The following is a 26480-nucleotide window of genomic DNA, read 5'->3' on the forward strand; positions in this document are numbered from 1 at the left end:
GACAGAAATTATCATTCATTTTCTAAAAAACTATAAACAGAATTAAGTTTCTTAGGTGTTGAAAAATCAGATTCAATTACAGGAGTAATATTATTAATTTTATAAAAACTAACTAAATCGCTTGTGAAATCAAAAAAATTATCTAAGGAATATAAACACTTTTCTGATATGTATACCTCTTTCCAAGGACGAAATTTAAACCGCGCTATAAATTGTTTAGAAGGAATAAATAAACTTCCAAATAGATTTAATTTTTCATCTATTGCTATGTTCTTGAGATAATTCACCTCATTCTGAAGAACTTTAATATCTGTACCATATTGAAACCAAATTGAATTTATTAATCCAGTCGAAAATTTTCTTTCAAACCTTTCTCTTTCTGAATAAACATTATAATATTTTTTCAAGTATGGATTGTAAGCTATACCTAATTTAACTTTTAAATTTTTTTCTTTTTTTAAATAAGCTAATACATCAACTGAGTCAAAGTTTTTTTTCTTCTTTGATCCAGACACAAGCAGAATTTCATAATTTCTATTAATGGCAGAATTTTTAAGAAAATCTAAAAAATCCTTATACGATTTTTCTTTATTTTTTGAATATTGATGATAAAGACTATAGTGATAGGTCACATTAAATTCATTATAGTTTTTAGATATATATTTAATAGTTGAATTAAATAAATCCTTCTTTAGAAGTCCTTTGCATGGAATATTGATATTTTTTATATTATTTAATTTGCAGAAATTAAGTTTATTATCTAACTGAGGAATATTTTTAAATGATAATTCAAATCTTATATTATTATTCATTATTTAATAGTCATATTTAATCACACAACATATTAACGAAAACACGCATCAGCTACGATTCTTATTTTGGAAGTCGTCTTTTTATTCTTAGCCTTTAGAAAATAACTAGGGGAAATCTCTAATACAGCTTTTAAAGAAATTTTATCTTCGGCAGATTTTGCAATAATATGATTAAAACATTTCCAATTTTCTGGTATTACTAAACCTGGCCATGATAAATATAGACCTACAAAAATCCCGGAAAATAAAAATAAAAAAAACCTCATAACAAATAAAATTTTTAATTTTACTAATTAAAATTAAAACAATAGTTCAATTGTATTGGAAAATAATTAATAAATTATTTACTTTCTTCTTACCGCAAATATTTCATCCATGAAAGATTTTCATGAACTCGAGAGGTTAGAATATCAAAAAAGTATTATTTTAGAATATGGCTAGCCAAGATTATCTAATTGCAATAGCTTTAATAGAGCAAAACTTAGTTAGAGCAATGCCTCTTGGAGGTAAAGAAATTAAAGATAATTTAGAGGAATCAGAAAATTTCAAGAAACTTGGAGAAGAGGTGATCTTAAATCTTCTAATGAGAGTGTTTCAAAGAAGTGATGAGGGTTCTTTAAAAAGGGTTTCTGAAGAAAAGGGTTTGCTCCTAGTTCATATGCATCCTAAAAGAATGCAGAAAGAGCTTCCATTCATTAAATCTGAATGGATAAGAGATGGAGATACACAACAGTTTCTAAAATATCTTGGCAATCTTTCAAAAGAAGTATGGACTGCATCATTTGTAAAGTACAAAGGGATTGAATTTACTTCTATCTCGAAGAATGATGAGATCTAAAATATACAAGAAAAAATTTTTTTTTCAAAGAATTTCTTTCTTTACAATATTATTTTCCCTGGTGACTCTAAAACAGTTTCTACCATTACCAAAATCAATTGAGGAATAGTCAAAATCATTTTTAATATGCAAGGCACAATTGCCCTCAATACATATACAAGAATCAATAATTTCTCTCTTAATAATATCATTAACGTAAGGTTCCCTCTCTTTCTCTTCATCGAAATGCGGGCAAGCAATACCTTTAACAATGCCTAAGCAATCAATTATGGCTAATTCTTTAGCATAAGAATCAGTTATACCTTTATCAAACCAACAAATAGCCCCAGCACTTACACCACTCATTACAATTCCTTTTTCATAAGCATTTCGCAAAATTTTATTTAAATTCCATTCTTTCCAAACAGCTAACATACTTTTTGTATTTCCTCCACCAACATATATTATGTCTTGAGTTAAAACTTTCTCTTCTAAGTTTTCTGTTCTAGAGAAGAAATCAATATGGCTTGTTAGACAATCAAGTTTAGAAAATGCTCTATAAAAATTTAGTTTGTACAAACTACTATCACCAGATGCTGTTGGAATAAAGCAAATTTTAGGTCTTTTTTTATTACTTAAAGAAACTATATATTTTTCAATTTCAAGAGAGCCTAATGAACGTCCAAACCCTCCTCCCCCAATTGCAACTATATTTTTACAAGGCATATTAAATAAAAGATTTGTATATGAATTTAAGACAAATTGCCATTAAAGATCAACTGGAATTAAAGAAGGTTTATTTTGATTCAATTCAATCCTTAGATGAAAAAATTTATAGTCAAGAACAAAAAAGAGCCTGGTCAAGCCAAGCTTGGAATAACCCAAATTTTGATAAGTCAATAATTAAAGGTAAAGGATGGCTTATAAGTAAACAAGGAATTATTATTGCTTTTGCCACAAGATATCCCACCGATAGAATTGCACTATTTTACTGTAAAGGTAAATTCCAAAGAAAAGGCTACGGCTCTAAGTTACTTAATAAATTAGAAGAGGAAGCAAAGAACGAAGGTTTAGATTCTCTTTATACTGAAGCGAGCTTAATAAGTTATGAATTATTTCTTAAAAATGAATGGGAAATTATACGTAAAGAAAAAGTTATTATAAATAACATTTTTTTTGAAAGATATAAAATGACTAAAAATATAAAAATTAATTAATTAATAATGTCTGGCAAAAGTAAGGGTTTAATTCTGATTCAAAGGGTTCTTATTTGGGCGTTATACTTTTTTTCAGGATTTATACTTTATTCAAACCAAGGTTTTTTGCCTTCATTGATAATTACTTTCTCAAGAATTATTTATCCATTATCTATTTTTTGGTTACAAATAAGAATTAAGAAAAGAACCAATTTTCTGCCTATTGATTCAAAAATGACAACTTCGCAATTATGGTTCAATTTATTACCAGTTATTGCATCTCTATTAACTGTGATTTTTTCTTTAACTAATTCTTTTATATATATTCTAGGAAAATTAATTAACTCTTAAATAAATTAATTATTATCTTTTAGCCTAAGAAATTTCTCTCATAAAAAACATAATGTAAAGAAATTTGTCTTTTGCTGATATTTGTTTAAATTTTAAATAGTGATAAATAGAATCATGAAAAATATTTCATTAAGGGGAAATATTAATTTTGATAAAAAAAAAGATATAAATGATTATGAATTATTCTCTTTAAAAATCACTGATAGTTTATATAAAAAAGATATTGGAAAATTCCTTGAGACTCTCTCTTCTCACTTTATTTAGAAAAATATTCTTTTTCTGATCTTCAAATTCAAACAGTCCCATTAATAAATCATTTTTTGAGGGATAATGAGTAAAACATTAAGAATACTCCAATGCAATTATTTCTTGCAGACTGCCAATTCCCAGATATTGAGAATCAAGTAAAAGCTTATCAATTATTTGTAGAAGCTTGGGAAAATGGTGAAATTGCAAAATCAGATAAAACAGATAAATTTGAGATGTTATTTAGAGTTCATGCTCCAGGGGAGGGGAGGGTAGTTTGTTTATGTAAAGCAGAGAGTGATAAACAAATTTTCGAGCATTTTGCTCCATGGAGAGCCAAATTTGGCATACATATGGAATTTACACCTGTAATAAGTTGTCAAAATATTGTTGATTACCATAAAGATTTGTTCAAAACTTTAGGGTAATTAGCTTAAATCTAAAATTTATCGTGATTAAACCTTTTTCCGATCTTATTTATAAAAAAAATGATAGAAATTTTCCTTCTTCAAAAAATAAGCTTAAGAAAGAAGAAAACGTCAAATCTAAACCATTAATAATATTTGGTTTTATTATCTCATTAACCTCCATCTTTTTGCTTTTATTCACAATCAAAAATAAATTTGGATGATATTTAAGTAATTAGAACTATTAACTGGGAACAAAAATGTTCTATTATTAATTTAAAAATAACTTACTAAATGGCGTTTAACGAAGGAGGGATGGCATCGGGCCTTCTAATCATCGCAGTATCAATAGTTTTTGCTGCAGGTTTTGGTTTTTTAGTTTTACATTTTGTTCCTGGAACTCCATTTTAGGTTATCCAACTTAATTTGATTCACAAAATATTTTAAACATTAACAGTTTCTAAATCCTGCATTTGATTATCATCAGAATTAGATTTCATCTTTAATCGATAGGCATAAACTAAAGATCCTAAAGCTATGGTACTAGAGGCAAAAATTCCCGATATAAGTATCAAGGCAAAAAGACCTCCTACTAGTCCTCCTTTTAATCTAAGCAAATTTGATTTAATTAAAAGAATTGATAAAAAAACAATAGTAGCTTTAAGAGAAGAGATTTTCAAGAAAGTAAATGGATAAAAAGGATTTAACAACATTTCTTTGGAGGAATATAATTTAGCTTGATTCTAAAAATAAATTTAAAAAACCGCATAAAAAAAGACTCAAATGAGTCTTTAAAATCTAAATTAAATTCGATGATTTATGCATCAGGGTCAAAATTCTTTAGGTTTGGACCCGCCACAAGACCAACAAGACCAAAAAGGACTAAAGAACCAATTCCAAAGCCAGCTGCCCATGGATTGAACCCACCTAAAGCAAAAGAAGCTAATAAATTCATGATTTTAAAACATAATATCTCCGAGTTAGCATACAGATTTTTATGAAAAATATACCTATATTGAGACATTTCTTCGTAATTACTAGAATCGGTTAACTATCCCCTTATAAGAAATCCACAAAATTTTTATTATTTGTTTTATTATCAAGGCATTACTATTTTGATTGCGCACTTTAAGACCATCAAAACTGTTTCTTTTCTAATGACTTCCAACTATACCTTTATTTATGATGGAGAATGCCCATTCTGCAATCATTTTGCCGAGCTCCTTGAGATCAAAAGCAAGTTAAATAATATTAAAATTCTAGATGGTCGTAAAAATTTAAATCTAATTAAATCCCTCCTAAAGAAAGGATATGACCTAGATAAAGGAGCTATTCTCCTGAGAAATGAAGATATCTTCCATGGGGCAGATGCAATTAATACTATTTGCAAACAGATAAAGAATCCCTCAAGTAGTTTACTTTTATTACTTTCTAGAATATTTAAATCAAATAAACGAACAAATTTGATATTTCCTTTACTAGTCAGAGCCAGAAGATTAGCATTGATATCAAAAGGTATATCAATATCCCTAGTTTAAAAATAAAAACTTTCTAAATATTAAATAACATATTTATAAGCTTATGTATCAATAAATGATAATTGATTATTTCTTAGCTAGAACTAAGTGGTAACAACAAGTATTAAATGATAGAAAACTTCAATCCCTTTATTTCATTGGGCGGTGATAACCAAAAAGTTAATCATATGGCTGAAGCGGCACTTGAAATGAATTTAACTTGCAATGATTTAAAGAAGGATTTAAATTTAACTGATGGTGATGTAGTCGATATGTTGCAACTAGTCATGGATAGGTTTAAAAATAGTAATTAAGTAAATATCGTAATTAAGTAATCAGTATATATCTATTATTTTTTAATGAAAACAGTTCAAATTGAGTTTTCGAAATATGAATTAGTTAACTTTTTATGGCCTGAATTAATAGAGGACTATGGATTCGACAAGGCTAGGAAAATAGTTTCTCAAGCTATTGACTTACAAAAAATGAATGGGACTAAAAATAGCACCATGCCAATCATATTTTCAGGAACAGGAGGATTAGCTCTAATACCAATACAAATGCTAGAAAAAGAAAACTTTGATCTTAGTTATAAAGATAATCAAGTTTTAATATTTAATTTAAAAAGAAAGTCATTTCAAATCTTAAATGAAGCAAACTAATCTCAATTAGTGATTTCTCGATAAAGCCAAAATTACCTTATATTCTAATAAAACAATTAATTGATAATGACTTTTGAAGCGACCTACCTTGGTTCCAATGGTTGGCTCATAAAATTTAAAAAAACCAATTTAATTATTGATCCTTGGCTCAAAGGAGATTTAATATTTCCTCCAGGTGAGTGGTTTTTTAAAGGATCATTAGAAGAAGAAATTTCAATAGATAAAAAAATAGATATTATTTTGTTAACCCAAGGATTACCTGACCACTGTCATGTTCCAACATTAGAAATGTTCAGAAAGGAAATTCCTATAATTTGCCCTAAAAGTGCTGTTGAAACATTAAAAAAAATTGGTTTTAGTTCAATTAAAGTGCTTAATCCCACTGAAAAGACAAATCTTTTTAATTTAAGTTTTGAAGCAACTGCTGGGGCTCCAGTGCCAAAAATAGAAAACGGATATATTGTTAAAGACGATCAAGATAATGGGTTTTATATAGAACCCCATGGATATCTTGATGAAAATTTAAACAAGCAAAGTCTTGATGCAGTTATTACTCCTACAAAAAATTTAGAATTACCCATAGTTGGTTCTTTTGTAAAAGGTGCTGATGTAATCCCTAAATTGATTAACAAATTCAATCCAAAATATATACTTTCAAGCACCATAGGCGGAGATGCAAAATATTCAGGTTTTTTAAATAATTTTATTTCAGTTCAGGACTTTGAAGAGGAATTAGATTGTAATCTTGTAGATCTAAAGAGTATGCAATCTATTATGATTTAAATCGATCCAAAAAGATTATTAATTAAGTCATTTAGCTTGAAAATAAATCTACTTTAAAAGGAGCTCAAAAAATTCATTCATTTTTTATCACCTCAATACTTTTATTAGCTTTAAATAGTAGCTATGTATGTGAAAATTCAAAGCTTAATCTTGTGATGAGAAATAATATTAATGGTGACTTTTCCATAGTAGAAGAGATATCTGAGTTAAAGCCAGGAGCATTTATAAATATTAATTGGAATAAAAAAAAGCTTATGCTTCCATATTCTCTAAGAAAAGATTATATTTCCTTTACAGATAAAAAATGGGACTGGAGGTACAAATTAAATAAGGACGGATCGCCTGATATTAATAATCCTTCTTTATACGAACTACTTCCTTCTGGAAAAATTAAAGCACATTTTTGCCAATCAGAAGATGAAATTTCTAACTTATAACTTCAGAATAAGTATTAAAGATTTTTTTCACTACTGAACTTCTTTGAATAGATGATCAATCAAAAAAACCAAAAGAGTATTACAAAATATATAAAACTTGAGGATTACAAAGTTTTTGATTTTGAAATACCAGAAATTTTTTTGGACTTCGTAATTAAGAAAAATGATGTTTACGTTACAACTAAACTTAATTTGGTAAAAATTAATAAGAATGCCAAAAATCTTTTTCTTGATGGTAAAGATATATTAATTAAAAAAATATTTATAGATGACTTACTTTTAGAAAAGAAACACTACATTCAAAAAAAAAATAACTTAGAAATCAAAAATATAAATAAAGATAATTTTACATTAAAAATAGAAGGAATAATTAAACCGAAGGAAAATACATCCCTTCTAGGAATGTATGAGAGCAATGGAATTATAACTACACAATGTGAGGCAGAGGGGTTTAGAAGAATAAGTTACCACTCTGATAGGCCTGATATTCTAAGCAAATACACCGTGAGAATTGAGGCAGACAAGAGTGATTATCCTGTCTTGCTTTCAAATGGTAACGTCGTAAAAAAAAATAATCTTTCAAATAATCGACATGAAATATTTTGGGAAGACCCATATCCTAAACCCTCATATCTATTTGCCTTGGTAGCAGGGAAACTAAACTGTGTAAAAGACAATTTCATAACAAAATCAAATAAAAAAGTAAAAATAAATATCTATGTTGAATATGGCGATGAAAAATATGTTCAACACGCAATAAGTTCCTTGAAGAAATCCATGAGATGGGATGAGAAAAAATATAACCTTGAATACGATCTGTCATTGTTCAACATAGTTGCAGTCAGGCATTTTAATATGGGAGCAATGGAAAATAAAAGTCTTAATATTTTCAACTCAAAACTAATACTCGCTAATTCTGAAACAACAACTGATGAGGAATTAGAAAGAATAGAGGGTGTGATCGGCCATGAATACTTCCATAATTGGACGGGTAATAGGGTAACTTGTAGGGATTGGTTTCAATTATCTCTAAAAGAGGGTTTAACAGTATTCAGAGATCAACAATTCACCTCAGACCTTCATAATCATGAAATTAAGAGACTTGAGGATGCAAAATTTCTTAGAAGAAATCAATTTAGAGAGGATTCTGGACCAACATCACATCCTGTAATGCCGGAAAAATATCAAGAAATAGACAATTTCTATACGACCACGATATACGAAAAAGGATCAGAAATAATAAGAATGCTTAACAAGCTTGTAAAAGATGAAAATTTCTATAAAGGTTTTAGTAATTACATCTCAACATATGACGGTAAGGCAGCAACAATAGACCAATTTGTCGACAAAATTTTAGAGCACAACAAGGAAATCGACCCTAAAAAATTTAAAGTCTGGTACAAGCAAAATGGCACACCAAAAGTTAAATTAAAGAGAATATGGGATCAACAAGAGGAAAAACTTACAATTCAAGCCTCTCAAAGTAATCCAATAAAGAATAACTCATATAATAATTTACCTCTAATAATTCCCATAAATCTGGCTATATTCTGCGGTGGCAATAAAACAATAGAAAAAACAGTTGTTTTAAAAACCAAAAAACAAGAGTTTATTTTTAGGAATGTAAGATCAAACCTCCCAGTCCCTTTAGTAACTTATTTTCGCGAATTCTCTTCTCCAGTTGAGTGGGAATCAGACACTACATTGGATGAAAAATTTTTAATCTTAAAATATGAAAACGATTTTTTTACACTATCTAATACTGTAAAAGCAATTTATAAAAAAATTATTTCATGCAGATTAGATGAAAAACCAGATCATAAAATTGAAAATAAATTAATAAGCACCTTAATATCATTTATAAAAAATAAAGATATTAATTTATCCCTTTTATCAGAATTAATAAGTATTCCGACATTTGCTGAAATTGAATCGGAGATTGAAAATATAGACCCTTTAAAGATATATAAAACGATTGACAAATTAAATCATTTATTTGGTACCAAATTAAAAGAAGAATTATATTTTAAGCTCAAAGAAATAGAGAAAAATCTAGATAAAGTTTGGCCAGAAGGTAAAAATGAAAGAAAAATAATCGAAACAATTTGGAAACTACTCTTAAGCAGTGATGATAGGGAAATTAAAGGCAAAATAATTAATTATGTCGATAGTAATTCGATGACGCTAGCAAAAGCTGCAATGAATTCTTTCAGTAGAATTAATTGTCCTGAAAGAAAAATTATTTCAAATATATTCTTCAATAAATGGAAAAATAATAGTGTCGTTTTGGATAGTTGGTTCTCATTTAATGCATCTATAGAAATTGATGAAAAAACAAGCAACATTGAAAAATTATTTGAAAATAAGTTTTTTGATTCAAAATCACCAAACACTTTAAGAGCTATATTAAATACATTCGTAACAAGAAATAGTACTTTTCATGCAATTAATGGTTCTGGTTATAAATATATTGCAAAAAAGATAATTGAATTTGATAAATTAAATCCAATAGTAATTTCCCGTTTTGTAAAAGTATTTAGTAGATATAATTATTATTCAGAACCTTACAAAAGTAATATGATAGAAACAATAAAGCAGATTAAAAAAAATAAATTGTCAAAAAATACTAAAGAAGTATTAGATGCAATAATAGACTAATTTTTTGATGATATTTAACTAAATTTAATAATAAAAATTGTAAATATTAATAATAAAATAAATACAATATACTTATTAATAAAAATATAATCAAATACATTTTGATTATTATCTTTATTCCACTTTTTATTTACGTATTCCTTAGTTATAAATTTATTAGGTCTACCACAATATAAACATGTTGGAGAAGTTTTTAAAATTAAATTTTTACATTGGGGGCACTTTTTTTTTTCCATAAATTAATCTTACTGAATAAAATTGAAATCAGAAACAATTCATAAAATAAGTAATTTAAATTTTATTTATTATATTTTGATTAATTAAATATCATTGCAAAAAAAAAATTGTTTCTAACTATTCAAAAAAATTCAATATAATAAAAAATTAGTATTTGGTTTGAAATGTTTGCTATTGCCCTTGGAATGTCCCCTGTCGAAAAAATCACTGTTGCAATATCTGCTTCAATTTTTATAATTGCCTTTACATGGGTCTCGATTAAGGGAGATTTAAGAAAACTTGCTAATGAACTAATTGAAGATAATGAGAATACTCAAGATAATTAAAAAAATCATTTAACCTACTTTGCATGCAAGCTAGGATAATCAATAATATGCCTAATTTCTTTCAGAGAAGAACCATAGATTTTTTCACCATTTAAGTGAACCCCAATCCATTTTTCCTTTTGATTAAAAAAATTATTTTTAGTATTATCCCTCTCGAGATAATATTTATTATCCCAATTTAAAGTTATATCCCAACCTTTATAATTTTCTATCATTGAGAAAAAGAGAACATACTAAAATAATACTTAGAAAGACACCTAACAAAAACAAAGGAAATAAGTATTTTTTTCGTTATTTTTATTTAATATTTATGTAGTACTGACTTTTATTTTAAGAGCAGCTTCATCTGCATTTTTTTTAGCCAAATTAATGTCAGAATTTGATGAGAGAACAACACCCATTCTTCTGCCTTTTCTGGAAACTGGTTTGCCAAATATGAGTACTTTAGTTTTTTCAAATTCTAATGCTTCATTAAGACCCTCATAAATAGGATTAGGATAGTCTTGGTTAGAGAGTATAACTCTGGTTGCAGAGGGCTCTATTAGATCTATACGGGGTATTGGTAAATTTAAAAAAGCCCTTAAATGTAATTCAAATTCATTAATATTTTGACTAACTAATGTAACCATACCAGTGTCGTGTGGTCTTGGAGATAATTCTGAAAATATAACCTCACTTCCTTTTATAAAAAATTCTACTCCGTATAATCCAGCTCCATTAAGGTTATTTAATATTCTACTTGTCATTCTCTTAGCTTCAATAATTAAGGATTCCTTGATCTCTAAAGGTTGCCAACTACATTGATAGTCTCCATTAGATTGAAGATGTCCAATTGGTAAACAAAAAATATTTTCACCATTTTCTTTTCTTACAGATAAAAGAGTAAACTCAAAATCAAAATTAATAAATTCTTCAATAATTACACCTTTAACCTTTCCTCTTGAATTTGCTTGTGCCTGTTTCCAAGCATTTTGTAAATCATTTTTTGTTTCAACCAAACTCTGCCCTTTTCCTGAAGAGCTCATTAAAGGCTTAAGTAAAAGTGGCAATCCGATTTCATCTGCTTTTTTTTCTAAATCATCAAATTCAAAAATATAATCAAACTTTGCGGTTTTAATTTTTAAATCTTTAGAAGCTAAGTCTCTAATTTTCTCTCTATTCATTGTAATTTCTACAGTTCTAGCGTTGGGAACAATATTGAATCCTTCATCCTCGAGTTCTTTTAGGGCTTCAATTGAAAGTGCCTCTATTTCTGGGACAACATAATCAGGCTTAAATTCTTTTATAACATTTTTTAAAATATTTTTATCTCCCATATCAATTACTCTTGAATAATCAGCAACTTGCATTGCAGGAGCATTTTCATATCGATCAATTGCGATAACTTCTAATCCTAATCTTTTGGATTCTATTACTAATTCTTTTCCAAGCTCGCCACTACCAAGTAATAAAATTCTCTTTTTAGAAAAAATTGATTCTTTCATATATATAAAACTTATTCCTCATCACAAGAAGGTTGGGAAGATGTATCATCTGTAATTTTTTTATCTTTAGAATAACTAAATAAAAAATTTCTACCAAACCAATTTTGACTTCGAATGCTATTAGTTATTGATCTTGAAATTGCTCCTAAAAAAAAGATTCCAATCATTGCCCAAATAATTCTTTCTAAAGCAATTGCAGGCGAAAAACCTTGACCAGAATATATAATTTCAGTAAGTGGGTCTAAAGGGTCCAAATTTAAACTGATTAATAATATTAATTATAAATGGTTTAATAGATGAAAAATTAAAACTTATAAAAGAAATTACCAAAACTACTAGATAAATTAAACACAATAAAGTCTATACAATGCTATCTTCAAAGGGTGATTTTTTTAAGACATGCAAGTTGACGTACAAAATACTACTGTTCTTTCCGCAGACGGATCATCCATAAAACTAGGTGAATATTCAGGGGAAGTCATTTTAGTTATTAATGTAGCTAGTTATTGCGGTAATACTGCTCAGTATGAGGATCTTCAAAAGCTACATGATTTATATTCAAGCAAAGGCCTGCGAATACTAGCATTCCCTTGTAATGATTTTGGGAAACAAGAACCCGACTCTCTTTCTGAAATAAAAGATTTTTGCACAACAAAATATGGAGTTAAGTTTGAAATCTATGAAAAAGTTCATGCCAAAGGCAACACCACAGAACCATACACAACCCTCAACAAAGTTGAACCTGAAGGAGATGTTGAATGGAATTTCGAGAAGTTTCTGATAGGGAAAGATAGTAAAGTAATTGCAAGATTCAAGCCAGGTGTTAAACCTTTTGACGAAAACTTAATAGCCGCTATAGAAGTAGCTTTAGATTCATAAAAACCTTCTTTTAATTCAAATTAATATATTAAAAATAAAGACTTTTTATATTTAATTAAAAAATAAGCAAATTATTTTAAAATTTTCTTTTTTAGGATTCAACCTTCTCTGGTTTTCTTTTATCTAATTTAAATCTTATTTATTATCAGAATCAACTTCTACTTCTATTATTTCATCTTTAACAGTTCTTTTTTTAGGTTTAATTGATTTTATCTCTGGCTCTACTGTCTCTGCTTTAACTTCACTTTCTTCTGGTTCCTCTGATTTTATCTCTGGCTCTACTGTCTCTGCTTTAACTTCACTTTCTTCTGGTTCCTCTGATTTTACATCTGGCTCTACTGTCTCTGCTTTAACTTCACTTTCTTCTGGTTCCTCTGATTTTACATCTGGCTCTACTGTCTCTGCTTTAACTTCACTTTCTTCTGGTTCCTCTGATTTTACTTTTGAATTTACTGAGCTTTGATCTTCATCTTTACTTAAGAGGAACTTTAATAGTTTTTTGAATAATAAGAAACCTTTTTCAATTCTTTTTGGACCTAAAATTGAAAGCAAAATTACTAATATTATGAATATTTCAGGTGAATTTAAACCTAATAGTTTCATAAAATTTCATATTCTATTTATATTTTAGTACATGCTAAAAATTTAATCTAATTATTCTCAAAAGTTGGTAAATAGAGTTCCCTATTTGATGCAATTAAACCTTCTTCTTTAAAAAAAATCTCTAGGTCTTTAAGATCATTTATATCTACAAATTCACCACAATTATCTAATATATTATTATGGGTGAAATTCCATAAATCAGCCAAATATTCGTCATCATCTGGAAATGCTACAAATTTCAAATATGTATTATTCAAAGCATATTCACTAGCAAAATCAGAATCTAAACCTTCCCTCTTAGCATCACAAAAAACTTTAGCAAATCTTTTGCCTACAGAAGTTTGAGCAGTTGATAAATCTAAATTACCTTGCATAGCATTTACATTTATTGGTGCAATAAAAATAATTATTGGAAGAAAAATAGATACTAATATAAACAAGAAAAAATTTCCTTTTTAAATTTCAACTCAACATAAACTAGCAAAAAAAGTAATCAATTAGGCCTATTTAAGAAAAAGCACTTATTATAAATTAAGAAATAAATAGAAAAAATAAAATCAGCTCCATATCTGAATTTATAATAAAGAAAGATTAAATAAATTTGAAATTATATGTCTTCAAATATAAGTCTAAAAGGAAGGGGAGTTAACAGGATAATTACGAGTAAGGTCATGCTATCGCCATTAGCAGGTGTTACAGATAATATTTTTAGACGACTTGTACGTAAATGGGCCCCAAACTCTTTACTTTTTACAGAAATGATAAATGCCACAAGTCTTAAAAAAGGATATGGCATACAAAAAATCAATCAAATAGATTTAGAAGAAGGTCCAATTGGAGTACAAATATTTGATAATAGGCCATATGCTGTTTCTGAAGCTGCGAAACAAGCTGAGGACTCTGGAGCTTTCTTAATTGATATAAATATGGGATGTCCAGTAAAAAAAATTGCAAAGAAAGGTGGAGGCAGTGCTTTAATTAAAGACCGAAAACTTGCTATAGAATTAGTCAAAAATGTTGTAAAAGCTGTTAGGGTTCCAGTAACAGTAAAAACACGACTCGGATGGGATAGTAAAGAAGAAAATATAGAGGATTTCTTATTTAAACTTCAAGATGCGGGAGCAACGATGATCACACTTCATGGAAGAACTAGAAAACAGGGGTATTCAGGCAAGTCAGATTGGGAAATGATCGGGAGACTTAAAAAGTCGTTGGAAATTCCAGTAATTGCTAATGGAGATATCAAAAATCCAGATGACGCTCTTAATTGTTTAAAAAAAACAAATGCTGATGGTGTAATGATTGGAAGAGGAATTTTAGGATCCCCATGGAAAATTGGAGAAATAGATTATGCTCTTAGAGAAAATAAAAATTTTAAAGAACCAAACACAGAAGAAAAACTATATTTAATTATTGAGCATCTTGATGAATTAATAAAAGAAAAAGGAGATCACGGATTGCTTATAGCGAGAAAACATATCTCATGGACATGCAAAGACTTTAAAGGAGCATCAAATTTGAGAAATAACTTGGTTAGAGCTGTTGATAAAAATGAAGTTAAAAATTTAATAATTAAAATGATTAAAACTCTGAATAATGAAAAAAATAGATTAGCTTAAAAAAAATTATTTTATAAATGAAAATTATTAGTAAAGAAACAAGTAAAAGAGTTTGTGATCACATGAACAATGATCACATAGATTCAGTGCACAAATATCTTACCCATTATGGGAAGATATCAACATTTGAGAATGCCTATATGGAAGAAATTAATAATAGTTATATAAAAATCAATTACGATGGCCAATCAGCAATTATCAATTTTAAAAATGAAATATCTGAAGAAGAAATTCATTCAACTTTAGTATCAATGATTAAAGACATTAAAGAAGAAAATAATTTATAAAAAAATTCTAATTTTTATTTTCATAGTAATCAGTTATCTTTTTACATTCTTCAAATGAAAGCAAGCTTAATCTAGATGTGGCTTTTATTTTTAAAATTGCACAAACAGCTAATAAATCAGCGCTATCAACAGTAAGTGCTTCAGAAAGTTCTAGGACCCTAAGACCTTTCATTATTATTAAAAAATCTTTTCTACATTATCAATAACCTTAAAATCAGTGGGCTGCATTTTTCCCTAAACCTGCAACGAATGGAAAAGTTTGTTCATCACCAAATATATCTTCTACTGAAGAATTAGAAATATTAGTTTTTTTATTATCAGGCTTAATTTCTTCAATTTCATTTGAAATATTATCTTTAATGTTATTTTCAATTTCTTTTGCTAATAAATTATTCGTATTAGAAAATATTGAAAAAACTAATACACATAAAAACAAAACAATTTTTTTCATAAAAAAAATTTATCTAATACTATTGTCATACGCCAATAAAGTTATTTAGAAAAACTAGATAATTTTAAAACAAATCTAAATAAATCAAAATAAAAAAATATTCATCTTCCCAATTTATTTCTATTTTTAAATCTAATTAAAAAATAAAGACCTAGTAACAAAAGAATTGCCAAGGCGTACTGATTAAGAAAAACATAAACTATATAAACGAGAAATGGGAACAAGCACGCCCTCTTAAAATTCAATTTCTGTTCCTTTGACATATTTTTCCAATTTAAATATTCTTCCCATTGAAAAATCTTCTTCATTTTTCTACTTCTATTTTTACGATTAAACATAACTTTATAAATATAGTCTTGATGATTCTTATGTTAATAAACAAAATTAATCTACAATATCAAAATAAGTTTTTTTTCATTGAATAAAAATATTTTTTAAATAAAAGATGAACTCAAAACCAGTTTGGAAAATAGAAAAAATTGTTTTACCTCAAGATGCAGATCATGCAGGAGTTATGTGGCACGGTAAATATTTTAATTGGCTTGAAGAAAGCCGAATAAATGCACTTTCAGAAGTAGGTATAAGTTATTTCGAACTAACTAAAAATGGCTTAGATTTACCTTTAATCAATACTTCTATAAAATATAAATCTCCTTTATTTCTTGGTGAAAAAATAACAATCGAGAGCGAATTCAATATTGATAAAAGTCCTAGGATTAATGTAATTTCAAAATTTCATAACAAGAAAAATGAAATCTTAACGATTGCTGAAGTCAATTTAGTCTTAATAAATAAACTGAATTTTTCTATAATAAGAAAAAGACCAGATTTCCTATCGGAAGCCTTTAGTAAGTTAAACGGTTGAAACTATTATCCGCCAATTGAATGATTTATTAGATTATTAATTATGAATATATTTCAAGTTATTGATTCTTATCAATATGAAATGGAATCAAGATATCAAGAAAAATCAATGCTCACTAATCTTTTTACAGAGCACAAATTTATAGGATGGTTAGGGTTGTTTATAGTATTTTTCTCTATCTTTGCAATTTTTGTTTTTCAATTTCTTGAGTGGGAAAGTAATGACAATAATAAAAGTTAAGAAGATTTAATGCTTATAATTCAACTGAATGACTAAAAAAATGGCTATCTACTTAAAAATAACTAACCCTACAGAGGTTGTAAAAAAAAAGACCTCAAAATGGCTTACAGATATTACACCCGAAAGAATTGATAGAAAATTGGTCGAGGATGAAGTAATAAAAGGCATTATCGAGCAATTAACATTAGAAGGCATAAAAGGAGAAATATCAGCAATTAATGGGTTTGAAGTAAATGAATCTTCAGTAATAACAAAAAATAATTTTGTTATTAGAAAAACAAAAACTTTTTAGATAGAAAATAAAAATCTTTAATGAAAATTTTTTTTATTTTAATTATTTTTATCATTTTTTTAATTTTTATAATTGTAAGAGATTATCAAATTAAGAAGAAAAAGTTAAAATTAAATAATGCCTTAAATTCCAATTTCTTTATTCAAACAATTAATAAATTAATTGACGAGAACAAATACAATTTGTTAGAGGAGAGGATCAGATTAAGGGAGATAGATGCTTACGGTAACGAGGATTATAAAAAATGGATTGGCAATCCACCTCTTGATGAAAAAGCCATTGAGAAAAATATATTTAATGGATCTAAGCGATTTAAAGAGGGTATACCATACTTCTATGAAAAAGTAATTTTAAAAGAATTTGGAAGTACGGAATTATTTTTCGAAAAGTGGAGATCCTATTGTAATGAAAATCCTACTATTGATGATGAGATAATTGGATCTATTAGAAAGCTCGAGACTGAAGATTGGTTTGTTTTCATAGCAAGTCAAATTGAGAAATCATGCTTAAACCTAATAGAAAAAAGCTACTCAAGTAAAAAAAAGGGAAACTACAAAAAAGGTATTAGATTTGAAAATCATTGTATGGAAATTCTCAAACAAAATGGCTGGGAAGTAAAAGAGACCCCTATTACAGGAGATCAAGGGGTTGACTTAATTGCGTCAATAAATGATTTGAGAATATGTATACAATGCAAAGATCATGAAAAAGCAATTGGAAATAAAGCAGTTCAGGAAATTTCAGCTGGTAAATTATTTTGGAAAGGTACACATGCAATAATAGTCTCAAAATCTGGCTTTACAAAGTCTGCTCATCAACTAGCAAAATCAAATAAAGTGGAACTAATCAATGAATATCAATTAAAAGTTTTAGAAAAGTTTATTGTTTAAAAGTTTATATCAATTGAGTTAAGCCCTCTTTATAAAGCAAAAGTGTTGTAAAAATTCCTGAGGCCCACATTAAACCTCTAGCTGTGGCGATATTAAATATATATGCACCAATATATAAAAAACGAAAAATAGGATGAATCAATGCTGCAATTATTGCAATATTAGAGTCAGTTAAACTAATCAAACAAAGAAGACATGCGGGTGCATGTAGGGAAATACTTTCCCAACAATTTTGATGACACCAAACTGCTCTTTTTCCAAAAGAAGGTAATTCATCGAATAAAGCCCTTGGAGCAGACATATTTTCAACAGAATATCCCGCTTTAACTCTCCCTATAGTTAATGGAATAATTGATAATAAAACAACACCAACTGATAGACAAAGGCTCCAGGCAAAAGCTACTTGCATATGATTTAAATAATATTATTAGCTTAATAATTGAAGCTCGTTATCGTGATAAATGAAAAATCATTACCATAGATAAAACTTTGCAAAAAATGCTGTAATTTATAAAAAAAATCATTTATGGATATTTCAAAGATAGTTTTAATTTTTGGCATAAGCTTACTAATATATTCTGCTTTTCTGTTTTTAGGATTTTTTCTTAAGAATAAAAATCTAAAGGCACAGAATCTAAAAAATGAAGAATAGATTATTAATGCCACGAAAATTTACTATTTTCACAATATTTTTATATCTTTTTGAATATATTTAATGGAAATAAAATTTGATCCAAATAATAATAAGGAATATTTGAAATTAAATAAGACAGTTACTGGTATATGAAAAAATTTTATAAATTTCTTAAAAGTTTTCTATTTATATCACTATGGCTTATTTTATCCTCATTTTTAACCCAATATTGGAATACCTTTCATTGGGAATATGTTTATTTAAACTTCAGACTTATATTTGATAAAGAATTTTGGTTTGTTGTAGAAAAAATTCTTTTAGGATTTGATATTGGTTACTGGTTAGAAGAAGCACTAAAATTCTTAAGTTATGAAATACCTAAAGAATCATTTAAATATTTACCAATTTATTTCGTATTAAAGTCTATTTGGATAAAGAATTAATTTCTATTTTTAATAGATTTTAATAAATTCCTTGAAATTCTTGAATAAAGTCGGTGAATTTATTTTTCTTAAAACAAATAAAGTTCCTTTATCACCTCTACAGATTCTAAGCTTATTGCTTAAATAAGTTATCTCTAACCACCCTAATTGTTCATTATTTATTTCTTTCATAGCCTTTATATTTTTTCTTCCAAATTTAGGACCAATAACACCAGCATGTGTAAATTTGACCCCAATTTTATTTTCATTTATGTAATTAAGTCTTAACAAAATGCCAGTACCAATAATTGATTTTATTCCTCTAGGTTTAAGTAAATTAAGACCATTTAAATTTAAGGGATCAAGAATTTGAAGGTTATCAATTAAAGGAGAATATTTTAAAAAAGGGCTATTAGAACTGCTCCACCTAAGCTCCCAAACACCCTGCAAATCATTTCTATCTTTGGTAAAGGAAAAATTATGATCAATTTCAAGTTGTTCGGCAATAGTACGTATACTCTCTGAATTTGGAGATTTAAGAAGTAAATTTAATAAATCATTTTCGGTTTCCATTTAATAAACGCTGGAGTATATAGCTAAGGATAAATACTTACCTCCATGTGCTATATTCTACCCAGAATATGTTGATTTGATGACAAAGAGTTATTGGCTAAAGAAAATTTCAATTCCAAATGCTGATTTATTTCTGGAATATATAAGGACAGTATTGCCTTGGATTAAATCTGTGGGAGGAGTAATAGTAAAAAGAGATTTAATACAAGAATCAACCTCAAATGAATGGGATGGAGGGCAGCTTGGATTAGTAATTGAATTCGAATCAAAATTTGCTGCTAAAAAAGCATTTTATTCTGAAGTATTTCAAAAATATCTGCAGTCCAGAGATTTAATGGAACTAGTTACTATAAGTACTCTTTAAAAAAAATCAACCAATATCGACCTCACACAAGCAACTTATAAGTATTTATTACTATTAAATTATTTATGTAATATTTATAACTTCACTAGCAATAGCATATTTTGCAAAATTTAATTGTAAAAGTAATCCGTTAATCAAATGAACTATTCAACAGAAAAAGATGATTATTTGATGACAACTCCATATACAAAGAAAATTCAGCAAAAATTCGAAAAGGTTAAATCATTTTTAGAGCAAAATGGATTTAATCCTTCATCAGAGAGCTTAATGCAAGATATAGTTAGCTCAGAAGAATATATTGCTAAAAATGGCTTATAAAATATCAGAATATATTCAGAGTCCTTAAATAATAAAAACCGCCTATTAGAAAAGGTAGTAATATTCCAATAAATAAAAAAATGGATTTCTTTGATTCTCCTTCTGATATGGGGTTAATTTCTGGTTCAATTGCAAAACCATTTTGTCTACCACCGCTTTCGGTTGTATAACCTTTTTTATTCATAAGAAAAATAATCTATGCAGATTATCTCATGTAAAAACTTATTTAAAAAAATTTTTTACATTTAGAATTAAACTAATTTTAAAATCTAATAATTGATTTCAATCTGAGATTTCAATTTGGCAGCTTTTTTTAAAAGACCTACAACTTCCTTACGGCCAGTAGCAAACTCAGCCTTGTTAAGTAATTCGCTATATTTTTTTGTGATTTCTCTATGGTTCATTTTGAATATTATCTTTATAAATTATAAAGTTACTAAAAAAAGTTTTTGTATAAAAGATATCAAAAAAGAGTTTAAGTACCTTTACCTATTTAAACCATCCTTTTTTCTTTGGTTTAATATCTTCTTTAATAACTTCTTTTTTTCTCCCAAATAATCCCTTTTTTTGGACTGTTAAATTCTCTTCAACAGGTTTAGGTTTTCTGTTAAATAAGCCTTTTTTAGGTTCTTTTTTAATTGATTCTTTTTTGTCGGAAATCTTTGTTTTCTTAGGCTTTGATTTTGAATTTTTGGGTTTGCTATCTGCAAATAAAGTTTGATATATAAAAAAACCAAAAACAGCAAAGAAGCCTAATGCCTGTACTAGAGCAGTTCCAAGATTATCAAACATTTAGGCCTCAACTTTGTATAGTGATTCTTTTTCTTTCGCATCTATACATTTTTTATCATCAGACAAGCATTCAATTTCTGCCTTCGTCTCAGTATGAGAACTGCAGCCACCTGCATTTACATTAGTTATTGAAAACAAAGTTAGTACCCCTAAAATTAAGGCGCATGAGGTGTTAATAGGTTTCATAAGTTTTATTTTTATTATGGAAAAATAATTTCGTAATTGCGAAGATAATCTTCTCTTCTGCTGAAAGTATTCCCTTTTTATATATCTATTTATAGTAATTAACTAAATCGATAATTAATATTGCTAGTAATGAAAAACCTAAAATGAAAGGTAAATAAGGATATTTATTTAAAATTTTGTTTAGTTGATTTTTCGATGTTTGTTTTTCCTTTTTCTTTTCTCTAGGTGGTAAGCCTAACTCTTCCCTTCTCTTAGCTTCTCCCATAATTTTTGAAGTATTTATGACTATTCTATATACCTAGTATTAGTAGTGTATTGTTCTAGATTTAAATTATTAACGGTTAATTTAATTTAAATTTTGGATATATTAAAAATATATAAAAAAATTACATGATAGAAGTAGTTTGGTCAGTAAATATAATGATTGCAATTCTTATTATTGGTGTTGCCTGGGTTCTTTATTACATATTTACTTATGATCAAAAATTTACTTCCTAGATAAATGTCAGATAAAGATCTAAGTAATTTTCTAAAAAAAATAGAGCAACTTAATCAAATTGCTGAGCTAATAAAAAATAATCCTAGTAAAAAGTTATCCCTTTCAAAATGCAAGAATCATGATGAAGTAATTAAATTAACCACTGAATGGGGTTTTAATATTGGTAAAAGGTGGGGAGAATATTAATTGGTTTTATTACCAGCATTATTAAAATTGCCATCAACATCAAATTAAATTCCTAAGATAAATTAGTATTTCTTGTATTGGAGTTATGAAAGAAATTGGAGAGATAAAGTCAAATATATATAAAATAGCTGCTGTTACAGATAGAGGGCAAAGATTAAATAAATTAATTTCTCCTATGTATGAAGAAAAAGCTAATGAAATGGATGAATTGATTGATGCTCTTAAAGACTTTAGTTTTGAAATATCAGAAAAATTAATGTCTGGAGAGTGGGAATTGATTTTTTCTAATGTTGAATTATTTCGAAGTTCTCCTTTCTTCCTTGCTATTGAAAAGGCATTAAATGATGAATTTAAAAGTAATCTCTTTTTTAAATTACATCAATTGCAAGTAGGATCCTTTGGCATATCAACTATTGGGAGAATTGCTCAAAAGATTGATTTTGAAAAAAAAGAATTTATATCTACTTTTGACACTACAATATTTGGGCTTACAACTATTCCAATCCTAGGTTGGTTCAAACTATTGCCTACTTTTGGTGGAAGAGTAATAACCCTAGCAAGTGATTTAGTTTTAAGAAATAATTTACTTGATATGAACTTACAAAAGACAAAAGTTTCCAAAGTTGATGGACTTAATAAGATTCCATTATTTAGTGAATTACTTATGGATAGATGGTATCCAGTTAAAGAGGTATGGAATAAGTTACCTTGGAATAAAGAATCGCCAAATTGCCAAGTTTCAATTATATACTTAGACGATGAAATGAGAATTATGCAGGATATGTATGGGTCTATTTTTATTTATATAAGGCCTTCAATTTCCTTGTTGAATTCAAATACAATCTCTAATGATTAATTTAAACACTGAATAATAATTTTGTAATTTATAGAAAAAATCATTAAAAATTTATTTTAAAGATTAATTAATAAAACATCTCACATCTTAAATACAAATAGGTTATGTTCATAATGAACATTTTTTTATTATGCTTAGAAATCAAGAAAAAAATTCTGTAGTTAGAGGAATATTCCTAATAGGAGGTTGGGGCTTAGGTCTAGACAGATTCTACGAAGGTGATAAAAAAGGTGGTTTTTTATCAATCATTGGTTGGAGTATCACATTTTTTAGCTTTATCTTTCTTAAATGTTCAGGTTATGAATATGTTGAGGGTGTGAAAAATTATTCAAATTATTCCCCTAACCCTTTAATAGTATTACCTTTACTGGCAGGAGCATATGGTGGCTTTCTAATAATTAAGAAGGCATTTAGATTAGCAAAACAATTTGAGAATGCTGAATAATACTACCAGCAGTTAATTCAAGATAATAATCCAGATCCTTTCAAATAAAATTTAAATAAAAGAATCACTAAAAGGTTTACTATTGCTAAGGCTACTAAACCATTTCTGTTTTTTACATCTAATTTCTTGACTAAATTAGAAAGATAAACTACTGGATTTTCTGGCTCTTTATTATCCAAATTTTTTTTAAATATTAATTTGACAAGAAAATATCACAGTTTCATTTGAAGAATCAAAATTGTAAAGATGAATACCCAAAAAGAAATAAATAACTTTTAACCCATAATTCCTGCATTTCTTAAAAACGCTTTACCCATATTGCCAATTACAAAAAATAGAGACAAATTAATTAAAAGGACTATTAATAATGCCAACATTTTATAGTTTGGATTAGTTGAAATGCCATCAAATCCATTATTAAGAAATCTTTTAAAAAGTGATTTGTCAATTTTTAGTTTTTGTTGCTCAGGATCAAGTTTTACTTTTTCTTCTGAAGAATCTTGATTACTTGCTTTCTCTAGAAATTCTGTAAATGCCTTAACATTTTCTTCTTTATTATTCCCCTCATTAAGATCTTTATTGTCTTCATTCAAATTGGGGGACGATTCGATTGAATTATTTTCCTCAGGATTAAATTTTGAATCTTCCAAATTAATAGTAAATGCTAGGAGTATATTACACCATAAAAAAAACCCACTCGATCAATTGAAGAGAGGGTTAGCTAAGGTTAAAGTTCTTAACTTGATAATAATTTATTTTAATTAAATTTGCGGTTGTAGCATAATGAAGTTTTAAATAAGATTATATTCAAGGTGATTTTTTCGTACATATGTTAGATGCAAATACTAAAAAAGCATGTAAAGATGATCCCTCAATAAGAGAAATTAAAATTAGAAATATAGAACATGCTATTGAACAAGCAGAATTGATGATAAAAGAATCAAAAATGAGCCAAGAAGAATTAATCTTTTTAAAAAGAAAAATATCGGACTCTAGACAGGATTTAGAGATACTTTATTTAATGAAAATTCAATGAATATAAATTAGTTAATCTTTAAAAGGATTGAATTTATACAAAGAAAATTAATTTGTATATTTGAAGACTTATAAAGTTTAAAGGGAATGTAATTATTTTTTATAAAGGTTCTAGTTATGTCCAAAAATAATCTATATATACCTTTAAAGGTTGTTCCATACATCTTCATTTCAATTACTGCTATAGCAATAACAGCAGCTACATATGTAATTACTTAGTTCTATAAGCTATGCAAAGTTTTTAGATATTAAATAAATTAAAATATTTGTAATAACTAATTGTATGAATAAATTCAAAATAGCAATTTTTACAATATTAATAATCATATTTTCCCTTATTGGGATTAAAAAATTAATTTATATAAATCAAGTTAAAAATTTAAAAAATAAAGAAGAATCATTTTTAAATGAATCTATACGTGTTCTAAATGAATGCTTCGATCTAGAAAATAAAAATAAAAGAACTCTTAATAAATCAATTGAATTAATTGAGTATTGCATAGAGGAATATGGATATAAAAACTGATTTCAAAACTTGAATGATGAATTTCCTTAATACTCCACTAATATGCAAATAAAAAATTTCTCATAAATAATCTTGTTATGTTCCATAGTTTTTTTATTAATAATATTTTCCTAATTTAATTTTCTAAAATGACTAAAGTTAAATGCTCTTATTTAGGAAATTTAAACTGTGAGGCTATTCATCTACAATCTGGAAGTCTTATTAGAACTGATGCACCTTTAGATCACTGCGGAAAAGGTGAAAGTTTTTCCCCAACTGATTTATTAGCAACATCTCTAGGTACTTGCCTGCTAACCATTATGGCAATCAAAGCTAAATCGAAAGGATTTGATTTGAAAGGTATATTTTTAAACATTGAAAAAGTAATGACACAAAATAGCGAGAGGAAGATAAAAGAACTAATAATAGATATTTTTATACCAGAGAGCACTTCTGATGAAACTATTGATTTTTTGAAAAAAGCTTCCAAAGAATGTCCAGTTACAAGAAATTTATCTCAAGAAATAGATATTCAAATTAATTGGCATCATGAATAAATCTCAAACATAGTAACTACATAAAAAATAATGAAATACTTTATCGGAATAGTCATTCTTTTATTTGGAATATATATAATGACAGACTTGGCATTAAAGACTAGGTATACAAGAAAAAGACTTTCCAAAAAAAATAATAAATCTTATAAATTTTAATAATGCAGATTAAGGAAATAGATTTATTTTTGTACTAAAAATTAAGGCATATTTTAGTTTTATTTTTTCACTATTTTTTGGTCAATCAAACTAATCAAAGGGATCATGAAATTTACATTTATCCCAACAGTGCACCATGTATAAATAATAAGAAAAACTATTTTTATAAATAAATTAGGTGGTAAGGTGAAAAATATTTTGAAAAACCCTCCAACAAATAATACCAATATTCCAATTTGAAAAAGACCTTTTATTATCCATTTAAGTCCATTTTTTTTAATGTTTATATAAAACCAGAAAAAAACAAAACTAGATAGCAATAAATATATAAAATTTATGATCATCTTTTTAGAGAAAATCTAATAAATTAGCCTTTATCAGGACATGATGATAATTATCACTTTTTTATCTGCTAATTTTTTTTTTAAATGACAAAGTTATACAAAAAACAATAAAAACAAATAATTTTTTTTTAACTTTTTTTATCTTAAAACATTTTGGATTTTAGTAAATCAACTCTTTTTTGATTCACTCCCAAATCACTTTCTCCAACTCTTGATTCTGATCTTATTGATAAGATGTTTGATTCAGGTAGAAAGGATACTTCTAAGTCGTCTACATACTTCATCCATTTACTGGTCGCCTCAGCATGAAGGTAATCGCCATCAATTTCTACTATCTCAGTTCTTGGAGTGTTTTCGATAAATGCTTTAATCTCTTCAAAAGGTTTCTCAATATTGTTAACCTCCCATTCTTCCCGTACACAATGAGCAATCTCTACACAAGGTTTTAGTTCTACATGTGAGGCAAATGATGAAGAAGGGAATAAAAAGCTTGAACAAATTAAAATTGCTAAAAAAAGTATTTGCATTAACAGAAAAATTTAACGAATT

General features: G+C 27.2%; 50 protein-coding genes. 28 read left to right on the top strand and 22 right to left on the bottom strand.

Going from position 1 to position 26480, the window contains the following annotated elements; genetic code table 11:
• Nucleotides 1-11 precede the first annotated feature (11 nt).
• Nucleotides 12-812 (bottom strand): hypothetical protein, encoded by an 801-nt coding sequence (locus tag HA152_RS05350; protein WP_209134360.1) that lies wholly within the window; start codon nucleotides 810-812, stop codon nucleotides 12-14.
• A gap of 32 nt (nucleotides 813-844) precedes the next feature.
• Nucleotides 845-1078, bottom strand: a complete 234-nt coding sequence (locus HA152_RS05355) for a hypothetical protein (protein WP_209134362.1) — start codon at nucleotides 1076-1078, stop codon at nucleotides 845-847.
• Between the two features lie 167 nt (nucleotides 1079-1245).
• Between HA152_RS05355 and HA152_RS05360 the strand changes: the two genes are divergently transcribed.
• Entirely contained in the window at nucleotides 1246-1650 is a 405-nt protein-coding gene (locus HA152_RS05360; RefSeq protein ID WP_209134364.1) for a hypothetical protein, read from the top strand.
• Between the two features lie 24 nt (nucleotides 1651-1674).
• On the opposite strand, the gene HA152_RS05365 is transcribed toward HA152_RS05360, so the two are convergent.
• Nucleotides 1675-2355: a peptidase E gene (locus HA152_RS05365; protein ID WP_209134366.1), complete on the bottom strand. Its 681-nt coding sequence runs from the start codon at nucleotides 2353-2355 to the stop codon at nucleotides 1675-1677.
• A 20-nt stretch (nucleotides 2356-2375) separates the two neighbouring features.
• Here HA152_RS05365 and HA152_RS05370 point away from each other — a divergent pair, with 20 nt between their 5' ends.
• From HA152_RS05370 to HA152_RS05385, 4 genes are all read left to right on the top strand, one after another.
• Complete coding sequence (locus HA152_RS05370) at nucleotides 2376-2846, top strand: GNAT family N-acetyltransferase (RefSeq protein ID WP_209134368.1); 471 nt, start codon at nucleotides 2376-2378, stop codon at nucleotides 2844-2846.
• A 6-nt stretch (nucleotides 2847-2852) separates the two neighbouring features.
• Complete coding sequence (locus HA152_RS05375) at nucleotides 2853-3176, top strand: hypothetical protein (RefSeq protein WP_209134370.1); 324 nt, start codon at nucleotides 2853-2855, stop codon at nucleotides 3174-3176.
• 114 nt (nucleotides 3177-3290) lie between these two features.
• Nucleotides 3291-3440 carry a hypothetical protein gene (locus HA152_RS05380; protein ID WP_209134372.1) on the top strand — a complete coding sequence of 50 codons (150 nt, stop codon included), beginning with the start codon at nucleotides 3291-3293 and terminating at the stop codon, nucleotides 3438-3440.
• A 92-nt stretch (nucleotides 3441-3532) separates the two neighbouring features.
• Nucleotides 3533-3850 carry a DUF3303 domain-containing protein gene (locus tag HA152_RS05385; protein WP_209134374.1) on the top strand — a complete coding sequence of 106 codons (318 nt, stop codon included), beginning with the start codon at nucleotides 3533-3535 and terminating at the stop codon, nucleotides 3848-3850.
• Nucleotides 3851-4272: 422 nt separating this feature from the next.
• Here the strand turns inward: HA152_RS05385 and HA152_RS05390 are convergent, their stop codons facing one another.
• A complete protein-coding gene (locus tag HA152_RS05390) occupies nucleotides 4273-4542 on the bottom strand; it encodes a hypothetical protein (RefSeq protein WP_209134376.1) in 270 nt (89 codons plus the stop codon).
• A gap of 104 nt (nucleotides 4543-4646) precedes the next feature.
• Nucleotides 4647-4784, bottom strand: coding sequence for a hypothetical protein (locus HA152_RS05395; RefSeq protein WP_002806597.1), 138 nt, complete (start codon nucleotides 4782-4784; stop codon nucleotides 4647-4649).
• A gap of 202 nt (nucleotides 4785-4986) precedes the next feature.
• Here HA152_RS05395 and HA152_RS05400 point away from each other — a divergent pair, with 202 nt between their 5' ends.
• The 7 genes from HA152_RS05400 (at nucleotide 4987) to HA152_RS05430 (ending at nucleotide 10449) form a co-directional block, all read left to right on the top strand.
• Nucleotides 4987-5367: a DCC1-like thiol-disulfide oxidoreductase family protein gene (locus tag HA152_RS05400; RefSeq protein ID WP_209134378.1), complete on the top strand. Its 381-nt coding sequence runs from the start codon at nucleotides 4987-4989 to the stop codon at nucleotides 5365-5367.
• 107 nt (nucleotides 5368-5474) lie between these two features.
• A complete protein-coding gene (locus HA152_RS05405) occupies nucleotides 5475-5660 on the top strand; it encodes a hypothetical protein (RefSeq protein WP_011818521.1) in 186 nt (61 codons plus the stop codon).
• 45 nt (nucleotides 5661-5705) lie between these two features.
• A complete protein-coding gene (locus tag HA152_RS05410) occupies nucleotides 5706-6008 on the top strand; it encodes a hypothetical protein (protein WP_209134380.1) in 303 nt (100 codons plus the stop codon).
• Between the two features lie 66 nt (nucleotides 6009-6074).
• The gene (locus tag HA152_RS05415) at nucleotides 6075-6791 is read left to right on the top strand and encodes an MBL fold metallo-hydrolase (RefSeq protein ID WP_209134382.1); all 717 of its coding nucleotides are present in this window, start codon (nucleotides 6075-6077) and stop codon (nucleotides 6789-6791) included.
• A gap of 155 nt (nucleotides 6792-6946) precedes the next feature.
• Complete coding sequence (locus tag HA152_RS05420) at nucleotides 6947-7228, top strand: hypothetical protein (RefSeq protein ID WP_245211210.1); 282 nt, start codon at nucleotides 6947-6949, stop codon at nucleotides 7226-7228.
• 51 nt (nucleotides 7229-7279) lie between these two features.
• Nucleotides 7280-9886: an aminopeptidase N gene (pepN, locus tag HA152_RS05425; protein WP_209134386.1), complete on the top strand. Its 2607-nt coding sequence runs from the start codon at nucleotides 7280-7282 to the stop codon at nucleotides 9884-9886.
• A gap of 401 nt (nucleotides 9887-10287) precedes the next feature.
• Nucleotides 10288-10449, top strand: coding sequence for a photosystem II reaction centre N prot (locus HA152_RS05430; RefSeq protein WP_209134388.1), 162 nt, complete (start codon nucleotides 10288-10290; stop codon nucleotides 10447-10449).
• A 14-nt stretch (nucleotides 10450-10463) separates the two neighbouring features.
• On the opposite strand, the gene HA152_RS05435 is transcribed toward HA152_RS05430, so the two are convergent.
• From HA152_RS05435 to HA152_RS05445, 3 genes are all read right to left on the bottom strand, one after another.
• Nucleotides 10464-10664, bottom strand: a complete 201-nt coding sequence (locus HA152_RS05435; RefSeq protein ID WP_209134390.1) for a hypothetical protein — start codon at nucleotides 10662-10664, stop codon at nucleotides 10464-10466.
• A gap of 93 nt (nucleotides 10665-10757) precedes the next feature.
• Complete coding sequence (gene purT, locus HA152_RS05440) at nucleotides 10758-11933, bottom strand: formate-dependent phosphoribosylglycinamide formyltransferase (RefSeq protein WP_209134392.1); 1176 nt, start codon at nucleotides 11931-11933, stop codon at nucleotides 10758-10760.
• A gap of 11 nt (nucleotides 11934-11944) precedes the next feature.
• Nucleotides 11945-12187 carry a lectin subunit alpha gene (locus tag HA152_RS05445; protein WP_209134394.1) on the bottom strand — a complete coding sequence of 81 codons (243 nt, stop codon included), beginning with the start codon at nucleotides 12185-12187 and terminating at the stop codon, nucleotides 11945-11947.
• A 145-nt stretch (nucleotides 12188-12332) separates the two neighbouring features.
• Between HA152_RS05445 and HA152_RS05450 the strand changes: the two genes are divergently transcribed.
• The gene (locus tag HA152_RS05450; protein ID WP_209134396.1) at nucleotides 12333-12812 is read left to right on the top strand and encodes a glutathione peroxidase; all 480 of its coding nucleotides are present in this window, start codon (nucleotides 12333-12335) and stop codon (nucleotides 12810-12812) included.
• A gap of 135 nt (nucleotides 12813-12947) precedes the next feature.
• On the opposite strand, the gene HA152_RS05455 is transcribed toward HA152_RS05450, so the two are convergent.
• Nucleotides 12948-13415 (bottom strand): hypothetical protein, encoded by a 468-nt coding sequence (locus HA152_RS05455; RefSeq protein ID WP_209134398.1) that lies wholly within the window; start codon nucleotides 13413-13415, stop codon nucleotides 12948-12950.
• Nucleotides 13416-13462: 47 nt separating this feature from the next.
• On the bottom strand, nucleotides 13463-13855 hold the full coding sequence (locus HA152_RS05460; protein ID WP_209134400.1) for a hypothetical protein: 393 nt from the start codon (nucleotides 13853-13855) through the stop codon (nucleotides 13463-13465).
• A 171-nt stretch (nucleotides 13856-14026) separates the two neighbouring features.
• Here HA152_RS05460 and dusB point away from each other — a divergent pair, with 171 nt between their 5' ends.
• Nucleotides 14027-15034 (top strand): tRNA dihydrouridine synthase DusB, encoded by a 1008-nt coding sequence (gene dusB, locus HA152_RS05465; protein ID WP_209134402.1) that lies wholly within the window; start codon nucleotides 14027-14029, stop codon nucleotides 15032-15034.
• Nucleotides 15035-15051: 17 nt separating this feature from the next.
• Nucleotides 15052-15321, top strand: coding sequence for a DUF2470 domain-containing protein (locus HA152_RS05470; RefSeq protein ID WP_209134404.1), 270 nt, complete (start codon nucleotides 15052-15054; stop codon nucleotides 15319-15321).
• 7 nt (nucleotides 15322-15328) lie between these two features.
• Here the strand turns inward: HA152_RS05470 and HA152_RS05475 are convergent, their stop codons facing one another.
• Both HA152_RS05475 and HA152_RS05480 read right to left on the bottom strand, forming a co-directional pair.
• A complete protein-coding gene (locus HA152_RS05475) occupies nucleotides 15329-15493 on the bottom strand; it encodes a translation initiation factor IF-2 N-terminal domain-containing protein (protein ID WP_209134406.1) in 165 nt (54 codons plus the stop codon).
• A 42-nt stretch (nucleotides 15494-15535) separates the two neighbouring features.
• A complete protein-coding gene (locus HA152_RS05480) occupies nucleotides 15536-15772 on the bottom strand; it encodes a hypothetical protein (RefSeq protein ID WP_079293314.1) in 237 nt (78 codons plus the stop codon).
• Nucleotides 15773-16217: 445 nt separating this feature from the next.
• On the opposite strand from HA152_RS05480, the gene HA152_RS05485 reads away from it, so the two are divergent.
• The 4 genes from HA152_RS05485 to HA152_RS05500 are packed head-to-tail and all read left to right on the top strand — an operon-like array spanning nucleotide 16218 to nucleotide 18059.
• On the top strand, nucleotides 16218-16637 hold the full coding sequence (locus HA152_RS05485; protein ID WP_011818538.1) for an acyl-CoA thioesterase: 420 nt from the start codon (nucleotides 16218-16220) through the stop codon (nucleotides 16635-16637).
• Nucleotides 16638-16679: 42 nt separating this feature from the next.
• Nucleotides 16680-16877 carry a hypothetical protein gene (locus HA152_RS05490; protein WP_011818539.1) on the top strand — a complete coding sequence of 66 codons (198 nt, stop codon included), beginning with the start codon at nucleotides 16680-16682 and terminating at the stop codon, nucleotides 16875-16877.
• A gap of 40 nt (nucleotides 16878-16917) precedes the next feature.
• A complete protein-coding gene (locus HA152_RS05495; RefSeq protein WP_011818540.1) occupies nucleotides 16918-17169 on the top strand; it encodes a hypothetical protein in 252 nt (83 codons plus the stop codon).
• 20 nt (nucleotides 17170-17189) lie between these two features.
• A complete protein-coding gene (locus HA152_RS05500; protein ID WP_209134408.1) occupies nucleotides 17190-18059 on the top strand; it encodes a restriction endonuclease in 870 nt (289 codons plus the stop codon).
• 4 nt (nucleotides 18060-18063) lie between these two features.
• Here the strand turns inward: HA152_RS05500 and HA152_RS05505 are convergent, their stop codons facing one another.
• Nucleotides 18064-18468 carry an MAPEG family protein gene (locus HA152_RS05505; RefSeq protein ID WP_209134410.1) on the bottom strand — a complete coding sequence of 135 codons (405 nt, stop codon included), beginning with the start codon at nucleotides 18466-18468 and terminating at the stop codon, nucleotides 18064-18066.
• Between the two features lie 374 nt (nucleotides 18469-18842).
• Between HA152_RS05505 and HA152_RS05510 the strand changes: the two genes are divergently transcribed.
• A complete protein-coding gene (locus tag HA152_RS05510) occupies nucleotides 18843-19136 on the top strand; it encodes a virion host shutoff protein (protein ID WP_209134419.1) in 294 nt (97 codons plus the stop codon).
• A gap of 9 nt (nucleotides 19137-19145) precedes the next feature.
• Here HA152_RS05510 and HA152_RS05515 read toward each other — a convergent pair whose 3' ends face one another.
• Nucleotides 19146-19688 (bottom strand): PAP/fibrillin family protein, encoded by a 543-nt coding sequence (locus tag HA152_RS05515; protein WP_209134421.1) that lies wholly within the window; start codon nucleotides 19686-19688, stop codon nucleotides 19146-19148.
• A gap of 79 nt (nucleotides 19689-19767) precedes the next feature.
• On the opposite strand from HA152_RS05515, the gene HA152_RS05520 reads away from it, so the two are divergent.
• Together HA152_RS05520 and HA152_RS05525 are read left to right on the top strand one after the other, a co-directional pair.
• On the top strand, nucleotides 19768-20052 hold the full coding sequence (locus HA152_RS05520; protein WP_011376579.1) for a DUF1330 domain-containing protein: 285 nt from the start codon (nucleotides 19768-19770) through the stop codon (nucleotides 20050-20052).
• Nucleotides 20053-20190: 138 nt separating this feature from the next.
• Nucleotides 20191-20370, top strand: a complete 180-nt coding sequence (locus HA152_RS05525) for a hypothetical protein (protein ID WP_011863071.1) — start codon at nucleotides 20191-20193, stop codon at nucleotides 20368-20370.
• A gap of 4 nt (nucleotides 20371-20374) precedes the next feature.
• Here the strand turns inward: HA152_RS05525 and HA152_RS05530 are convergent, their stop codons facing one another.
• From HA152_RS05530 to HA152_RS05545, 5 genes are all read right to left on the bottom strand, one after another.
• Nucleotides 20375-20554, bottom strand: coding sequence for a hypothetical protein (locus HA152_RS05530; RefSeq protein WP_011818547.1), 180 nt, complete (start codon nucleotides 20552-20554; stop codon nucleotides 20375-20377).
• A gap of 85 nt (nucleotides 20555-20639) precedes the next feature.
• Complete coding sequence (locus tag HA152_RS10055) at nucleotides 20640-20774, bottom strand: hypothetical protein (RefSeq protein ID WP_257469857.1); 135 nt, start codon at nucleotides 20772-20774, stop codon at nucleotides 20640-20642.
• An 85-nt stretch (nucleotides 20775-20859) separates the two neighbouring features.
• On the bottom strand, nucleotides 20860-21162 hold the full coding sequence (locus tag HA152_RS05535; protein ID WP_209134423.1) for a hypothetical protein: 303 nt from the start codon (nucleotides 21160-21162) through the stop codon (nucleotides 20860-20862).
• A complete protein-coding gene (locus HA152_RS05540) occupies nucleotides 21163-21348 on the bottom strand; it encodes a hypothetical protein (RefSeq protein WP_209134425.1) in 186 nt (61 codons plus the stop codon).
• An 85-nt stretch (nucleotides 21349-21433) separates the two neighbouring features.
• Entirely contained in the window at nucleotides 21434-21613 is a 180-nt protein-coding gene (locus tag HA152_RS05545) for a hypothetical protein (protein WP_025888492.1), read from the bottom strand.
• 237 nt (nucleotides 21614-21850) lie between these two features.
• Between HA152_RS05545 and HA152_RS05550 the strand changes: the two genes are divergently transcribed.
• The 3 genes from HA152_RS05550 (at nucleotide 21851) to HA152_RS05560 (ending at nucleotide 23334) form a co-directional block, all read left to right on the top strand.
• The gene (locus HA152_RS05550) at nucleotides 21851-22033 is read left to right on the top strand and encodes a Nif11 family protein (RefSeq protein ID WP_209110326.1); all 183 of its coding nucleotides are present in this window, start codon (nucleotides 21851-21853) and stop codon (nucleotides 22031-22033) included.
• A gap of 85 nt (nucleotides 22034-22118) precedes the next feature.
• On the top strand, nucleotides 22119-22889 hold the full coding sequence (locus tag HA152_RS05555; protein ID WP_209134427.1) for a pilus assembly protein: 771 nt from the start codon (nucleotides 22119-22121) through the stop codon (nucleotides 22887-22889).
• Between the two features lie 130 nt (nucleotides 22890-23019).
• Nucleotides 23020-23334 (top strand): hypothetical protein, encoded by a 315-nt coding sequence (locus HA152_RS05560; protein ID WP_025923302.1) that lies wholly within the window; start codon nucleotides 23020-23022, stop codon nucleotides 23332-23334.
• A 17-nt stretch (nucleotides 23335-23351) separates the two neighbouring features.
• Here HA152_RS05560 and HA152_RS05565 read toward each other — a convergent pair whose 3' ends face one another.
• Together HA152_RS05565 and HA152_RS05570 are read right to left on the bottom strand one after the other, a co-directional pair.
• A complete protein-coding gene (locus tag HA152_RS05565) occupies nucleotides 23352-23513 on the bottom strand; it encodes a hypothetical protein (RefSeq protein WP_011818555.1) in 162 nt (53 codons plus the stop codon).
• Between the two features lie 96 nt (nucleotides 23514-23609).
• Nucleotides 23610-23984: a hypothetical protein gene (locus HA152_RS05570; protein WP_209134429.1), complete on the bottom strand. Its 375-nt coding sequence runs from the start codon at nucleotides 23982-23984 to the stop codon at nucleotides 23610-23612.
• Between the two features lie 179 nt (nucleotides 23985-24163).
• Here HA152_RS05570 and HA152_RS05575 point away from each other — a divergent pair, with 179 nt between their 5' ends.
• From HA152_RS05575 to HA152_RS05585, 3 genes are all read left to right on the top strand, one after another.
• The gene (locus HA152_RS05575; protein ID WP_025891758.1) at nucleotides 24164-24370 is read left to right on the top strand and encodes a hypothetical protein; all 207 of its coding nucleotides are present in this window, start codon (nucleotides 24164-24166) and stop codon (nucleotides 24368-24370) included.
• Nucleotides 24371-24652: 282 nt separating this feature from the next.
• On the top strand, nucleotides 24653-24895 hold the full coding sequence (locus HA152_RS05580; protein ID WP_209134431.1) for a hypothetical protein: 243 nt from the start codon (nucleotides 24653-24655) through the stop codon (nucleotides 24893-24895).
• Between the two features lie 128 nt (nucleotides 24896-25023).
• Nucleotides 25024-25431 (top strand): OsmC family protein, encoded by a 408-nt coding sequence (locus tag HA152_RS05585; RefSeq protein WP_209134433.1) that lies wholly within the window; start codon nucleotides 25024-25026, stop codon nucleotides 25429-25431.
• A gap of 643 nt (nucleotides 25432-26074) precedes the next feature.
• Here HA152_RS05585 and HA152_RS05590 read toward each other — a convergent pair.
• Complete coding sequence (locus tag HA152_RS05590) at nucleotides 26075-26458, bottom strand: DUF1499 domain-containing protein (protein ID WP_209134435.1); 384 nt, start codon at nucleotides 26456-26458, stop codon at nucleotides 26075-26077.
• Nucleotides 26459-26480: the final 22 nt, after the last annotated feature.

This window comes from Prochlorococcus marinus XMU1412 (assembly GCF_017696315.1).
GTDB lineage: Bacteria > Cyanobacteriota > Cyanobacteriia > PCC-6307 > Cyanobiaceae > Prochlorococcus_A > Prochlorococcus_A marinus_AF.